The sequence below is a fragment of the Sphingobacterium sp. NGMCC 1.201703 genome (assembly GCF_047784615.1).
Lineage (GTDB): Bacteria > Bacteroidota > Bacteroidia > Sphingobacteriales > Sphingobacteriaceae > Sphingobacterium.
Window position 1 is genome coordinate 426,501 of record NZ_JBLOHD010000004.1, and the last position, 15,386, is coordinate 441,886.

Genomic DNA, 15,386 nt, shown 5'->3' on the forward strand with positions numbered 1-15,386 from the left:
GTCTTTTACTCCACCAGGCAATCAAACATCCTCCCAAGTCGTAGAGTTTGCTTCAATTTTTAAACATTCAAATAAATCACTGGTAAATTTTACCAGCGGTATAACAATCTGGTCGTAAAAACATTATCTTTGAGATCATCAGAAAAATTCTTCAAGCTCGTCTTCTCATTGGTCACATGTTCATTGTAGACTGTAAGCTTTAATCTATTACTGATCTGATAAGCAAGACCATAACCCAATGTGCTAAATTTCACATCACCGTCCGCTGTAAAATTATCAGGCATTCCTATCGTCATGCCACTTGCTTTTGTATTGGGGTCATACACATCGTAAGCTAATAGCGCTGTCACACCTGTTTTTGCAATTTCTTGCGTAAACCAAAGGTAGTAGCCGTTAAATCTCCGTTGATATAAGTCTGTCGCAGGTTGTGTCGTAAAACTTCTACTTGCGTAAGGCCCTTTGATATCGGCTCCTCCAGCAACGCCTGGTTGATCACCGGCCACATATTCCGTTTTGAAGCTGGATTTTCCGAAACTGTTATCCAGTTCAACCTGCAAGTTTGCCCCATAGTAGTTTCGACCAATGGCTTTTCCTACGTTATCATCACTGGTATGCGCTGTATAACCGTTTGTGAGAGCTGTATAATATGTTTTGGTATCATTACGGACAGAACCTTTATAGAAAGATCCACCAAAACCGACATGCAATTTTTTATCTGCGAGGCTATCGAATTTAAAGGCTAAGTTACCAATCAGATCCTTTTTTGAGTCATAATCTTTGGCCGAGTGCCCACTTCCATTAACCAAAGCTAAATCTAGATTTAAGAATTTTATTTTCCCGCCGGGATGATAACTTACCATTCCTCCAAGATCGCGTTCACGTGGCATTAAAGTTTGGAAAACACGTGCCCGCTCAGGAAAATCGCGGTAACCAGAAGAATAAACAATTGAATACCCGAACGGCCGGTTGAAGAGACCCGCAGTCAGGCTCAAGCCCTTTTGATCAGGGTGTCGCAATTGGATGAAAGCATCCATTAATTGTACCCCGTCCTGTGTTGCATCGAGCTGGAATACAATACTGGAATAAGTGTCCACACGGTCAATCTTAAGTCGGCCACGTCGGATCATAAAACGATTGTCAGAATTCTTGGAAAAATCCCCACCAGAAAAGGATGTTATCCCCGGTGATTGCGCCTTTTGAAACTGCGTCTGAAGGTATCCTGTGATTTTGATATCATGTGGATCATAACTTGAAGGTGCATTGTTATTTTGCGCCATGGCTATTGCTGGGCCTATCAGACTTGCGAGTAAAAGTGCTTTTTTCATTGAATAAATTTTTGAAGCAATGGATATCATACAGACTTGTAAACATGTGTATAAACAAATCTTCTGTCCAGAGGGTTCATCAGTATAATAATAATCTCTAATATAATGAATGAATTTTAAGAGGATTATGCTTCTTATTAAAAATTATAAGCCTCCTTATTTCAACGCCGTAAAATTAGACTCTCAATATTAAGTTAATATTAATAAATTGTTAGACTATTAATTTATATACATAAAATTAATGATTTGGTAACAAAAAAGGCTACTCTTTCGAGTAGCCTTTTTATAAGATTTGAAAATGTTAATTATAGCCTGGATTATTTGGTAACAATTTCGGGTTTGTATTAATTGCCGATTGAGGAATTGGGTAAAGTTGATCATTAACAGTTCGTTTTTTCGCCTCTAGGAAAACAGCGGCCATAGATTTTGACGGATTAGATGGTGATGGCGTTCTCTTCATATCCATCCATCTCAGATTTTCAAAAGCAAATTCGACACGGCGTTCTTTAATGATATCACTTAATGTTACAGAGGTTAAATTGCCCAATCCTCTATTTTTCCTAACAATGTTGATGTTTGTAAGCGCATTGGACGGTAATGTTGTCAAATCACATTCAGCGATAATCAAATACATTTCCGATAGTCTAAGAATGTAGTACGGGTGGGCCCCATTTCCCGAAGCATCTTGATATTTCTTTGAATACCACCCTGGATTGGCTAAAGGAGATTTAATCTCTTGAACAGAAGCTGCTTTACGCTGATCTCCATCTTCATACGCTGATATCAAACTTTCGTCAACAGGTAGTTCAGCTCGTCCGCCACCCGGCATAGATGGATGCTGTAGAAAAAAGTCTAAAGAATTGTCACCTTCAGTAGCGGTGTTAGCAATCTTGAATATATGCTCACGAGATTCATATGGCGTTGTAAACATATTTGCATAGTTGCTTTCAATTGCAAATTTACCAGAATTTATTACCTCCATTGCATATTGTTTAGCAAGAGCTTTTTCACCTTTTATTAAATATACGCGAGCTAATAAAGCTTTGGCAGCCTCTAGAGATACTTTATTGCTATTATCAAATGGCGCAGGGTTTTCGATACTTAATTTAAGATCACTAATAATTTGTGAATAAACTTCATCTACAGAATTTCGTGGCAATTCGACAATATCTCTATTCGCAACAATTGGAACTGCACCAAAAATTGTCACTAATCTATAATATCCATATGCTCTAAAAAAATAGGCACTACCTAAAAGCCTTTTCTTTGTTGTTTCATCAATTGTACTTGAAGCATTAACAATTGAGATTAAATCATTAGCTCTTTGAATAGCAACATAAGGAAAATTAAAATATCTAGAAACCAGAACATTATCAACTAAAATTGCGTTATTATCTATCTCACCATGTTGAAAAAAAGTAGCTCTATATTTTAAATTATCTGCAGATAAATCTTCAGTTACATAACTTAGATAAGCATATCCAGAATTGATATTTCCGTTTTGAAATGCATCATATATTCCGTTCAAAAGTTTATCTCCTTCTGATCCACCAACCAATTCTGGCGCAACTGAGTCTCTTGGCAATAATTCCAATTTGCTATCACATGAAGCAACTAATCCGGCAATTAATACCAATCCTAGTGATTTTGTTATTTTATTTTTCATTGTCATTTCTCTTTTATAGTCCCAAATTTACTCCCAACATAAAAGTCTTAAATTGAGGAATAGCGCCTTGATCTACTCCTAAGTTCGAAACAGTCAATTCCGAACTTACCTCTGGATCAAATCCTGTGTATTTAGTAAATGTTAGAAGATTATATGCTGTAGCATAAATCCGTACATTACTAAATTTTGCTTTCTGGGCTATAGATTTAGGGAGATTATATCCTAAAGTAACAGTTTTCAAGCGAAGATATGATCCATCTTCTAGATATCTTGAGGAACGCTGCGTATTATAAGTTCCTCTCGTTCCCCCCACAGCACGAGGATATTTCGCATTTTTATTTTCTGGAGTCCAGCGCTCATCATAATATTCTTTGAACATATTGGTCGCGGGAGCTGTTCCAGTCACTACACCTCCCATGCTTCCGTAACCTCCAGTTCCCTCAGCACCTAGATTGTAAAGATCATTACCATAACTGTATTGAAAGAAGACATTTAAATCAAAGCTTTTATAAGAAAGGTTATTAGTAATACCGCCATAGAATTTAGGCAAAGGATTTCCTAAAAACTGCCTGTCTGCCGAAGTAACTGTACCAGAACCATCAATATCCTCATATTTCATATCTCCTGTCTCAGGATCTACGCCTAAAGATTTGATTAAGAAAAAAGAGCCTAACGGCTGACCCACCGCATGTCTAACAACAAATCCTTGATCAATAGGTTGATCGTTATACAACTTCGTCACCTCGTTTTTATAGGTAGAAAGATTTAATGATGTTGACCAATTAAAGTTACTTCCAGTAAAGTTTCTTGAAGTAATTTGGAAATCAAAACCAGATCCTTTAATATTTCCAATATTTTCCAAGATGGTTGTAAATCCTGTAGTATTGGGAATTGGTCTATTTAGCAGTAAGTCTTTTGTCTTTTTATTATAATAATCTGCAGAAATCTCTAACCTATTATTAAATAATCCCAAATCAATACCAATATCAATCTGATCCGTTGACTCCCATTTCAGATTAGGGCTACCAATAGCAGATAAGGCAAAACCAGGAGTATCGAAATAATTAAAACCTCCACCAATGGTTCTACGATAAGCGAAATTACCTATCCCCTCTTGATTACCGGTTGAACCATAGGAAGCTCTAACTTTCAATAAGCTAATTGTTTCTACACCTTTTAAGAAATTCTCCTGAGAAACAACCCATCCAGCCGAAACTGATGGGAAGTAACCAAATCTCCCTGACTTTGGAAATTTAGAAGACCCATCTCTTCTTATCGATGCAGAGAATAAATATTTACCCTCCCATCCAAGATTTACACGAGCTAGTGCAGAAGCCATTGCATATTCCGTAAAATTAGCGGTTCCTCCCGTAATAGATGCTGCTGAAGTTATATAAGGCGTTAAATCAGAAGGGAAATTTGACCCATCGACCCTATTATTCTCCCTTTGATTCTTTTGATACTCGTAAACGGCAATTGCGTTTAAATCTAAACGATCATTATAGAAGGATTTATCATAAGATAATGTCTGTGTAGCTAAAATATTTCTTGTTTGCACGTACCCAGACGCGGCGGAACCACTACTGCCAGCTCCTGATAGTGAGGAAATTGGATTATATAATCGTTGATCCAAATAAGAGAGATCAATTCCCAAAGCCGTTTTAAATTTTAAGCCAGATACTAAATCAAACTCCAAATAAGACGAATTAAATACATTCGACAAATTTACTAGGTTTTGAGATTGAAACATATGTACTGGGTTATTATAACTGTTGGTAGCAAATGTTCCATCTGGATTATAAATTGGCTGGTCTGGTCTAGCCACCATGGCACGAGGGAATGGGGAGAAAATACTGTTATCTATTGGTGTTTCATCTCTTTCTGTTCTTGAAACAGCTGTATTTGAACCAAATCTTATGAAATCATTTATATGATGAGTAAGATTAGCTCTAAGTGCATATCTTTTAAACCCTCCACGGAGTAACGCGCCATCTTGGTCCAAGTAGTTAAATGATGTATAAAATTGCGTCTTTTCGTTTCCACCAGAAGTAAGGGAAACCTGTGCAGAATTTATCCTTGAATTATCAGCTAGAATTTCATCCAACCAATTTATATTGTTTTCTGGTTTTGCCACTTGATCATTTGTAAAAACAGGGGCAAGACCAGCATTTACTGCCGCTTCATTATATAATGAACGGTATTCTGTTGCATTAAGCAATTCCTTTTTCTTGGTCAAAGATTGCCAGCCGGTATATGCTGAAGCCGCAATTATGGATTTACCAGCCTTGCTTCCACTTTTCGTGGTAATAATTACTACACCATTCGATCCCCTTGAGCCGTAAATTGAAGCTGCCGCTGCATCTTTTAAAACTTCTATCGAGGTAATGTCTTCAGGGTTTAAATTAGCCAATGGTGAAATTCCCGCTCCGACGTCGTTAGGAGTAAATGAATTATTTGATGGCAGAATAACACCATCTACGACGTATAATGGATTGTTACCCGCATTGATAGAAGATCTCCCACGTATCTGTACCGCCAATGGAGCACCGGGACGACCTCCGCCTGAAGTGATCTGAACCCCAGATGCTTTTCCTTGTAGAGCCTGCTGAATATTAGCTACAGGCATCTCCTTTAGATCATTTGCTCCTACTGTGGCGATGGAAGTTGTCAAATTCTTTCTAAGCTGTGTGCCATATCCAACTACCACCACCTCTTCTAAAGCCCTATTATAATTATCTAAAATAACATTAAAAGTAGATTGTCCTTCCTTAACAATCAACGTTGTGTCAGTATAGCCGACAGAGCGAAATACAATGACTTTCCCTGTTGGCACAGATAGCGAATAGTTACCATTCTCATCTGTTTGGGTAGCTACGTTTGATCCTTGCACTGTAATTGTTACACCGACCAATGGTTTACCATCAGCTCCAGTTACACGACCACTTACTTTCTTCTCCTGCGCGAACGCAACTGAAGTCAGGATCATACTACCCACGAAAAAACTGAGTAATTTGTGTTTCATATATGTGTTTTATTTAAAATTAGTAAGTTTACTTTCTAAAAAATTTGGTCAGCACGATGTAGCCTTTCCATAATTAATATATGCTAGTTAGTAGTACATTTTACAATAATTAGCCAGGCCAATTAGTAAAAAATGTTAAATACAAATTTATAACTTTTTTTAACATTTGCAATGTATGCATAATTTTAACATAAAATTTAAACACCAATAAAACTACAATCTACTGATATTCAGGATATTAATACAAATAAATTTTCTAAACAGATAGACACTTTAAAGAAAGTAAATGCATCGTATGTAAAATAGAAGACACAAGCAGTATCTTAAGAAATGTTCTACTATGTTAGTTTCGAAAAATTAACCGGAAGTAGCAGAAGATTGTTAATGAGGGTATTTGAATTCGTCGATAGCAAATTTATTTTTATTAGCCTGTAACTCATAAAAAACTGTAAAACAAATGGTTACATAGTAAAACTAGTCAAAAAATACTTTAACAAAAGAACCAAGCTGGGTTTATGTTAAAATAGCTATACCGTACTACATTTAATCAAAGACGATAAATAGAGTTTAGGCAAAAAAAGAGTCTTGTTCCACAAACGAAAAAATAGCTAAATAAAGAGAAGGCGCCTATCATAGTGCCTCCAAAAATTAGCTACTTTTTTTTGGAGATAACCTATGTTTAGGCGCCTTCTATGCTTTAAAATTAAACTATTTCCCTTTTAAATGTGTGTTCTAAATTGTTTAAGATTTAGTTTAAGTGGTATTACAACAGAGGAACGAACAGGTCTTCCATTTTGGCTAGCTGGCTTCCATCTACCAGACTTATTGAGCGCTCTCTGCACACTTGTTAAAATACCATAACCTGGGTCATTCTTTAATTTAACCGATGTTATTTTCCCATCTTCCTTTACCACAAAATTTATCTCATAATCTCCCGATATCCCTGCTTTTATTGCTTCTGGGGGATATTGAAAGTTGTTATATAATTTTTCCATAAACACCTCCATTCCTTCCACTGGGTCCGCTTTCTTTGTCACCGATGAAGACTCAGAGTCTTTAAAACTTAAAACTCTATAGGGAAATCGAACCCATGAAGCGACAATCGCTCCTCCCTTTTGGGCTGGGGCCCAATCGCCGCTCCTCTTTAAAATATCTATCAAGCGTAAAGCAATTCCATCGCCCAAATCACGCACGACGTCTATTGAATCTATTTTTCCATTTTCATTTATTCGAAAATCGAGAATAACCTCGCCAGCTATATCCTTTTGCATTTCCGCATCGGTCAATTTCAGCTCGCTATTGATCTTTTTAACAAATTGTTCCTGTCCCATCTTCGGGGTAGCGCCCCTTTCCTGACCAAATCCATACGTAAAGCCAAGCAGAGAAATTAATGTATAAAAGAGTTTCATAAGATAACAGTTTATAAACAATGAATAAATATAGGTAACTCTTAACGATTCTTAAAACATAAAAATCCAAAGGCTATCAATATGATAGCCTTTGGATTTGTGAAAAATTAACATTTTAAGGTCGAGCCGAATCAAATTTAATCTGAAGATCTAATATCTCCCGTTTATTTGTTGTTTGTGCCCAATCGAAATTCAAGGTAAAAGTTTTTGTAGCTGGATCATATTTATTCACCTTACCAGCGATATTTTTCAATGTCGGCCCACCAATAGAGAACATGGTTACCTCATTTGTTGTTGGGTTTACGGTGGCACGGAGATTATCGATACCCGCAATACCTGAAGTTCCACCTGCCCATCTCATATTTGTAATTTCCACTGTATTCGCATCAATGGATTTAAGCGTAACATTTGGATTTCCAGCTAAACTTCCGTTTAAAGCGTCTCCCGAATTTAAAACACCTCCTGTGTAACGTTGTACCGTTCCTTTCTCAACTGTATAAATACCGTCATATAAGTTTTTCGGTACTACACCCAAGACAATAGCGCCAAAATTGCCAGAAATTGTTCCTTCACTAACCGATTTGATCTTCAAACCTAATGCATAGTTCGCTTTAAAATCAAACTTTTCAGGAAAAAACTTGATATTTAAATTACCTATTTTCTGTCCTTTTGGAATTGTAATTTCATATGAAGACACCGTATAATTACTTGTTTGCAAAGGAACATAAGTTGCATTATTTTGACTGTTATATGCTGTAAGAATACTGTTATCCAATTCAACAGTTATTTTAACGTCTGCTTTCGGATTGTAGACACCTGCAATCTGCACTGGCACAGCAAAATCTGTAGTCGGAACCATATCAAACGCTTGTATATAAAGCGGATACCGACTAGAAGTTCCTGATGAAGGTGCTACAAAATTTTTAAATTCAATAATATTCTCAACGTTCCCCGCTGCATCAGGTCCAATGATAGCATCGTCCTTCAGACAGCCTGTTAGTAAAAACGGTAATAACAATACCGTTATATAATTTATAATCTTTTTCATTTCAAATCATTTATTTTGCCCAAAATAGTTTAGAAGTGTACTTATCAACAACCGGGATATTACCACTATTGTAACTGAATTCACTCGCTGGATAAGGTAGTCTTGCTAGATTTTTATCTGGAGCTGTAGAGCGAGATTCTGTTGAAATAAAGTTGTTCTTAGCATTCCCCGCGACATTCGAACCTGTGATTTTAGGGTATCCAATTCGGCGGTATTCATTATAAGATTCATGACCAAATAAAAAATTCATTGCTATATATTTCTGAGTTATAATAGCCTCTAACTTTTGATCCTTTGTTGAAGCAGCGGACCAGTCAGCCAAATATTTACCCTCATTTGCAGCAACATAATTCTCTAAATACGTATTTGCATTAGCACCGTTTGCAACTACGTCAGATTCGTTCTTATTCAAATAAATATAAGATGCTTTGATACCATTTTCAAAATAAGTTTTTGCGTCACCACTTAACAAACCTTCAACAACTGCCTCCGCACCAAGAAAATTTCCCTCGGCACCTAACATGAGAGGTTGACCAGCTGACGGGCCTTTGATTGCCCCATAGCCGCGATAGTTAGTTGCGCTTATACTTCCCGAAGCAGGTCGCATTACCCAAGCGGAAGGAGCAACACCTACAGGTGGGTTCGTTGTATTACCCAGCTGGTTTACATTTGTAGAAATACCATTCGCAAAGAATAAACTGGCACGGGCCTCATCCGACAATTTAGAGCCATCGAAGAATGCCATAATGAATGGTGTTGGAATAAATTGTGTTCCCCAGGTTCCAACAGCAGCACCATCAGCTCCGTAAGCCCAAGTATTCCACATTGGGTTTTGTTTTCCCGCAATTTTCGTAAACCCTGGCTGAACAATAACATCATCAGTAATTACGCCAATAGGATCAATTGTCTTATTAGCAAAAGTTGCTTTGCTACCTGCCCGAAGTACTAATCTCAACTTCAATGTGTTCGCAAACTTAGCCCAAGACGTATTATTACCTTTAAAGATAATATCAGATTTTTTAAATACATCAGATGCTTGATTTGCTTTAAAATATGCGACCGCAGCATCCAATTTTTTTGCGAGATCTACATAAATATCACTTGCTTTGTCATACTTAGGGGTTAAAAATGCCGCCCCCTGTAATGCCTCTGAATAAGGAATATCATTATAAGTATCAACCAGGTTGGCAAAATTATAGGCCATTAATACCACAGCGGCCTGATTGAGATCTTTGTAGTTTGAATTCTCATTTGTATTCTTAACTACGTAATCCAAGTCGGTTAAAGTATTGTAAATTCCACTCCACAAGCCACCAAAAGCACTCGTCGCATAATCATAGGTCAATATATCTCCCCAACCGGACACGCCACCTGAAGTGGCATAATATCCGACGAAACGGCCACCGTAGGTATTAAATCCTGGTACTTGTTGTGCAGTGGCTACCATCGCCTGAGGTAATACCAATTCGGGTGTTGAATAAGTAGGTGAGTTGGGATTGGTATTAATATCCAAAGCTTTTTTACAGGATTGAATTGTCGGCACACCAAGCGCGACTGACAATCCCAATATGATGTATTTTTTAATATTTCGTTTCATTTTAGTAAAATTAAAAAGTTAAGCTAACGGAAAATCCTAGATATCTAGAAGGAGGTGTTTGACTTAATCCCGTCAAACCAATTGCATTACCATTAGATGATCCGTTTCCGTCAGAATATTCTGGGTCAGTATAAACGTTAGTGGCTGGTGTCCATAAGAACAAATTACGGCCTTGAGCGCTTACCCGAGCTCTTTTAATCACATTCTGCCCAGCTAACCAAGTCTTTGGAATATTATAGGTTACAGACATTTCCCGTATTTTCCAGAATGCTGCAGAAGTCACATAAGTTTCATCGATATCTCTTCTAACACTTCCCATTGTCCAATAATCTGCCCCACCATCATACACAGTGATATTGGTATTTGCGACATATGATTGCGACGCATCATCCCAATAGGAAGAGTTTGGAATAACAAAACGCTCCCTATCATAACCTACCGTATTAATTCCTGAACCGGAAAAATCAAAACTGCCGGCACCTCTATGGTAGATGTAGTTTCCTGTACGATATTCAGCACTTGTATAGAATGTCAGGTCTTTCCATGATAAACTCAAATTTAAACCAAGGGTATGTGTTGGCATAGCTGGTCCCATGTTGATTAGATTCTCCGTTTTCGTAGGGTATCCTGTAGTTTTATCTACAATAATTCGACCTTCGGGATCCCTATTATAACCATATCCCATGATTACAGGAAACTTTTCACCCGCGATTGCATATGAGCCTGTACTTCCACCATAGGTTCCTAAGGCCAACTGTGTCAAGCCTGCGCCTACGGCTTCAACTCTATTATCAATATAGGTAAAATTACCGCCTAACGTCAAATCCCAATCTTCAGTTCTGACAGGAGTTACAGTCAATTTGGATTCAATACCCTTACCTGTTGTAATACCGGCATTCACTAAATAATTACTATAGCCAGTCGCCCAAGAAATAATAGCAGGAACAGTGTTATCCGTCGTTCTATTGTTAAAATAAGTTGCATTAGCCGTAATTCGATTATTCCACCATTGCGATTCAAATCCAAATTCAATTGAACGAGTCATTTCAGGTTTCAATCCAGGCTGAACAATCTGATTTCCAATCGTAAATCCACCTACGCCATTGTATGGATAGCCTGCTCCTTGACTGAACGTTGGTACTGTAGCATAAGCACCAAAGGTTGATGTTGTTCCCACGTTAACCTGTCCCACTTTTGACCAGTTTGCAATCAACTTCAAAAAGTTCAAAGGTTCGAAATCCTTTAAACCTTCAATCGCGTCTGTTGCGACAAAAGAGAGTGCAACACCCGGATAGAAAAACGATCTATTTTGAGGATCCAAGATAGAAACCCAATCATTACGTCCGGTAAGGCTCAAGTACAAATAGTTTTTATAGGCCACATCAACTTTTCCAGATAAACCAAAGGTACGTGCAAGGTATGAAGATTGTCCTGCACTTGGATTATTTAATGAGTTACCTAAGTTGTAGATATCAGGTATAACAAGGCCACTCACCGAGGCATTCATACCAGAATATTGGTTCTGCAAAAATTGGAAAAGTAAGGTATAATCAAATTTAAAGTCACCATTGGTATGTGTAGCATGCGAAATAAAATCCGACGCAATGTTTGTAGTGTAATTAAAACCATCGGTAACACCTCCTGTAATGTTATTTGCTTTATATGACCCATGTAGTCCAGCCGCATAAGGTGTAAAAGAATATTTTCCAGTTGTATATTTATAGGACTGATTGGCCGTAGTCAAACCAACGCGGCCAGTAAAATCCAGCCATTCCAATGGTTTGAAACTAAGATCGACATTCCCCATAAAATAGTCGTTTCGAATGTTCTGGCGATTATTTGCTGCAACAAAGTAAGGGTTGTTGTAATACGCATTATAATAACCACTAGGATCCGCAAAAGGATTATTTTTCCAATCTTTATAACTTAATAAAGGGATATGTCCCGGTTGATTCAGTACAGCGTCATATATCGAAGAATTCACCGACGTCTGATCATAGCGATTTTGTGCATAATAGGACGAATAGGAAATATTCAATTTATCATTCAATTCCCGAGACCCGTTTACACGAGCTGCGGCTCTTGTGTATTTATCTCCAGGAACCGTTCCTGTGGAGTTAAGGTATTGACCAGAAAAGCGGAATGAACTTTTTTCAAGCTTTGACGCGACCGATAAATTCGTCATATTCGTTACTCCTGTTTCCCAGAAAGCATCTTTATCGCCATTATAGGAATAAGCGCCATATTGCGTCTGTCCATCCTCAAGAGGATCCCCAATTAGTACATTCGAACCATCGAATCGAGGACCATATTGTTGGTTCTCATAAGGTGTAAAAATTTGCACATATTTATCGGCCCCTGATCCAAATAATTTCTGCATTTTAGGCAGAAATACTGAGTTTTCAAAGGTCGTCGTGTTATCTATTGTAACCTCTAAGCCTTGGGAAGACGCACCTTTTTTGGTTTTGATAATTAATGCACCATTTGAAGCCTGAGACCCATAAAGAGCTGCTGCTGACGCTCCATTCAGTACCGTGATATCTTCGACATCATCAGGATTTAAATTCCCTAACATGGATGAGGGCGAAATCATATTGTCTATTACGATGAGCGCTTGGTTATTTCCCGTTAATGAACGCATACCGCGCAATACAACACGATAATTTGGGTTAACCCCACTACCTACCCCCTGAACGGTCAAACCGGCCACTTTGCCTGTCAGACCTGTAACAATATTGGTAGGTTTAGCTTGTTGTAAATCATCGGCTTTAATAGTCGTCTGGGTTACACCAACAGAGCGACGGCTCGCCTGAAGCCCTGCCCCTGTTACCACAACCTCATCTAGTACCGAATCATTATTGCTAAGTTCTACGTTATAAAAACTTGAGCTCGGGGATACTGTGATCGTCTTATCGGAATATCCAACAGAACGAAAGATCAATATCTTTCCAGTTGGCACGTTAATGGAATAATTACCGTTTGCATCGGTTTGTGTAGCTTGATTAGTACCTTGGACAACAATGGTTACACCTGGCAACCCCTCGCCATTTGCACCAGTTACTCGTCCACTAACCTTCTTTTCTTGAGCAAATGCTACCGATGTCAAGATAGCACCACCCAAAAGAAAACTGAGTAGTTTGTGTTTCATATGTTTATGTTTAATTTAAGTATGTTTATTTTAGCTCTTGGGGTATAAAATACCTTGGTTAGAATTTACTTTTCAATCTGTTTAATCTTTTGTCTCTTAGCCGTTAGTTAGTTAGTTAGTTAGTTAGTTAGTTAGTCAATAAGTCAGTCGACCACTTCAGAAGGTCAACTAAAAATATATCGGCATTTAATGTTTTTCAGGTCTCTGCGCTCTTTAATGCGAAGAGAGGCGGCATCACCAAAACTTTGTTAAAAGTGTTAAAGTTTTGTTAAAAACAAATATAAAACTTTGTTTTATATTTGCAACAATAATAATTTAATTTTCGTAGCCGATCCGCCACAAGGATAAAACCAAAAACGTAACAAGCTAATTTACAAAAGAATACATTAAACCATAGCGTCTTTTATGTTGTAACATCATACTTGTAAACTTTAAGCATTTTACAAGAGTAAAAAAAATTTGCTTGCTGAAACCGCTATAACTTGATACAGATAACTCAAAAAAAATACTCCCAGATTATCTGGGAGTATTTCCTTACATATTGATTGCTAGTTTAAGCAACTTTTATTTCGCAAACCATAGCTTTCTGTCAATTTCATCACCGCCAAGTTTAGTGGAAGCCTCCTTCCAATTTTGGCCGTTGAGCGTTTGTTGAGTGACCGGATATCTTACACGTGCCGGAAGATCCTTTGCAATGACGTTACCTGATTGGAGTGGAGTAAATACATAGGTAGATCCATCGTGAGGGCGTTTGGCTGTTTCGCCTGGCATTAACAACACCTGCGTATCAGGGTAACCAGTTCTCCGATATTCGTTCCATGCTTCATCGGGATTAAAGAACAAAGTCACATACTTCTGCGTAATGACATTTCTCTCATTGGCAGCGGGTAATGTTGTAATAAATTTATCGATTTCTAAATTAGATACACCTAAGCGCTCCATATTTGCTCTCACACCTTTTTCATAATTAACTTTTGACCAATTATTATTTTCACTTAATATAAATTCTACCTCAGCATATTCCATTAAAACTTCCCCTCTACTTGCAGTTAAAATGTCTTTAGAAAAGAAATTGATATTTTTCGCCTCCTGGTAATATGGTTCCACGTCAGGTAATGCATAAGGAACACCAATATAAAGTGTTAGATTAGGAGAATCACCATAGCTATTATTCTTATTGTATTCCAAAAATGTTAAACCCTTAGGTGCGGCTATCTTATAAAGACGTGGGTCAAATCCGAAGTTTGCTGTTTCTCCTTTTAGCAACTGTACAAAAGTACGGTTAGGCCAAAAATCTGTACGTGGTGTACCCGTATAAAACGTTTTCCACAAAGGATTACCTTCAACATCGGTTGAGCCAAACGCATGAATAGCGTTATCTTCATTGGACGTAAAGACACCACTAGCGATAGCATCTTTAATCTCCGCCGTTGCAGCAGGATATACTTTTTTGATACGGTTTGCTATACGGAGACGTAATGAATTAGCAAATTTTTTCCATTTAGCTGCATCTCCACCATAGATGTTATCGCCTTGAACGAACCCCGATTCTCCTGTCTTTAACTGAGCGGCAGCTTCCTTTAGTTCTTTTAACAGATCTTTATAGATCTCTTCCTCCGACGCATATACAGGCAGTGGATATTTATTCACGTTCAATGCTTGGAAATTTGGATTTTCTCTCTGCCCATAAGACCAATAAGGAACAGGTCCAAAATGGCTCACCAAATAGTCAAATGTGTAAGCCAACATAATACGAGCGGAAGCTATTTGATTATCCAGATTACCATTCTGTTCAGACTCTAATTTTCGTTCGGGTGTCTCACAAACATCAATAAGATCTTTAAAAGTATGCGCAGATCTGTACAAATAGGTCCAACCGTTAGTTGTTTGATTATCACGGTATTGATACTTATCTTCTTCCAAGTAGTTATTCTGCGCTGAATATTGCATCCAAGGCATCGACATCCTCGCCATTAACCATTCATCGCGCGTAAAATTGATTAAATATCTATTTGCCCCGTTGAACAAGGAATAAGTTGGCACCTTTTCCGGTGCATTCGGGTTTACGTTAATATCAGCAAGATCTTTTGTACAGGAGTTCATGGACAAAGCTGAAATTCCTATGACAGAAGACAACAATATAGCTTTTATATTTTTCATGTTAATATATT

Annotated in this window: 8 protein-coding genes; all 8 read right to left on the minus strand. The window is 37.7% G+C overall.

The window, feature by feature from the left end:
• Window positions 1-89: 89 nt before the first annotated feature.
• Window positions 90-1,325, minus strand: a complete 1,236-nt coding sequence (locus tag ACK8HY_RS10225) for a porin (RefSeq protein ID WP_077438665.1) — start codon at window positions 1,323-1,325, stop codon at window positions 90-92.
• 301 nt (window positions 1,326-1,626) lie between these two features.
• On the minus strand, window positions 1,627-2,991 hold the full coding sequence (locus tag ACK8HY_RS10230; RefSeq protein ID WP_416133574.1) for a RagB/SusD family nutrient uptake outer membrane protein: 1,365 nt from the start codon (window positions 2,989-2,991) through the stop codon (window positions 1,627-1,629).
• Between the two features lie 13 nt (window positions 2,992-3,004).
• On the minus strand, window positions 3,005-6,013 hold the full coding sequence (locus tag ACK8HY_RS10235) for a SusC/RagA family TonB-linked outer membrane protein (protein WP_416133575.1): 3,009 nt from the start codon (window positions 6,011-6,013) through the stop codon (window positions 3,005-3,007).
• 719 nt (window positions 6,014-6,732) lie between these two features.
• Window positions 6,733-7,422 carry an energy transducer TonB gene (locus tag ACK8HY_RS10240; RefSeq protein WP_416133576.1) on the minus strand — a complete coding sequence of 230 codons (690 nt, stop codon included), beginning with the start codon at window positions 7,420-7,422 and terminating at the stop codon, window positions 6,733-6,735.
• A 115-nt stretch (window positions 7,423-7,537) separates the two neighbouring features.
• Window positions 7,538-8,470, minus strand: coding sequence for a DUF1735 domain-containing protein (locus tag ACK8HY_RS10245; RefSeq protein ID WP_416133577.1), 933 nt, complete (start codon window positions 8,468-8,470; stop codon window positions 7,538-7,540).
• A gap of 10 nt (window positions 8,471-8,480) precedes the next feature.
• On the minus strand, window positions 8,481-10,067 hold the full coding sequence (locus tag ACK8HY_RS10250) for a SusD/RagB family nutrient-binding outer membrane lipoprotein (RefSeq protein ID WP_077438559.1): 1,587 nt from the start codon (window positions 10,065-10,067) through the stop codon (window positions 8,481-8,483).
• Window positions 10,068-10,077: 10 nt separating this feature from the next.
• A complete protein-coding gene (locus ACK8HY_RS10255; RefSeq protein WP_416133578.1) occupies window positions 10,078-13,215 on the minus strand; it encodes a SusC/RagA family TonB-linked outer membrane protein in 3,138 nt (1,045 codons plus the stop codon).
• Window positions 13,216-13,779: 564 nt separating this feature from the next.
• Window positions 13,780-15,375, minus strand: coding sequence for a SusD/RagB family nutrient-binding outer membrane lipoprotein (locus ACK8HY_RS10260; protein ID WP_416133579.1), 1,596 nt, complete (start codon window positions 15,373-15,375; stop codon window positions 13,780-13,782).
• Between the last annotated feature and the right edge of the window lie 11 nt (window positions 15,376-15,386).

What these genes read in the sequence shown, in the direction of transcription:
- ACK8HY_RS10225 (WP_077438665.1), bottom strand. Translation starts at nt 1,325, where the DNA reads ATGAAAAAAGCACTTTTACTCGCAAGTCTGATAGGCCCAGCAATAGCC.
- ACK8HY_RS10245 (WP_416133577.1), bottom strand. Translation starts at nt 8,470, where the DNA reads ATGAAAAAGATTATAAATTATATAACGGTATTGTTATTACCGTTTTTA.
- ACK8HY_RS10240 (WP_416133576.1), bottom strand. Translation starts at nt 7,422, where the DNA reads ATGAAACTCTTTTATACATTAATTTCTCTGCTTGGCTTTACGTATGGA.
- ACK8HY_RS10235 (WP_416133575.1), bottom strand. Translation starts at nt 6,013, where the DNA reads ATGAAACACAAATTACTCAGTTTTTTCGTGGGTAGTATGATCCTGACT.
- ACK8HY_RS10250 (WP_077438559.1), bottom strand. Translation starts at nt 10,067, where the DNA reads ATGAAACGAAATATTAAAAAATACATCATATTGGGATTGTCAGTCGCG.
- ACK8HY_RS10260 (WP_416133579.1), bottom strand. Translation starts at nt 15,375, where the DNA reads ATGAAAAATATAAAAGCTATATTGTTGTCTTCTGTCATAGGAATTTCA.
- ACK8HY_RS10230 (WP_416133574.1), bottom strand. Translation starts at nt 2,991, where the DNA reads ATGAAAAATAAAATAACAAAATCACTAGGATTGGTATTAATTGCCGGA.
- ACK8HY_RS10255 (WP_416133578.1), bottom strand. Translation starts at nt 13,215, where the DNA reads ATGAAACACAAACTACTCAGTTTTCTTTTGGGTGGTGCTATCTTGACA.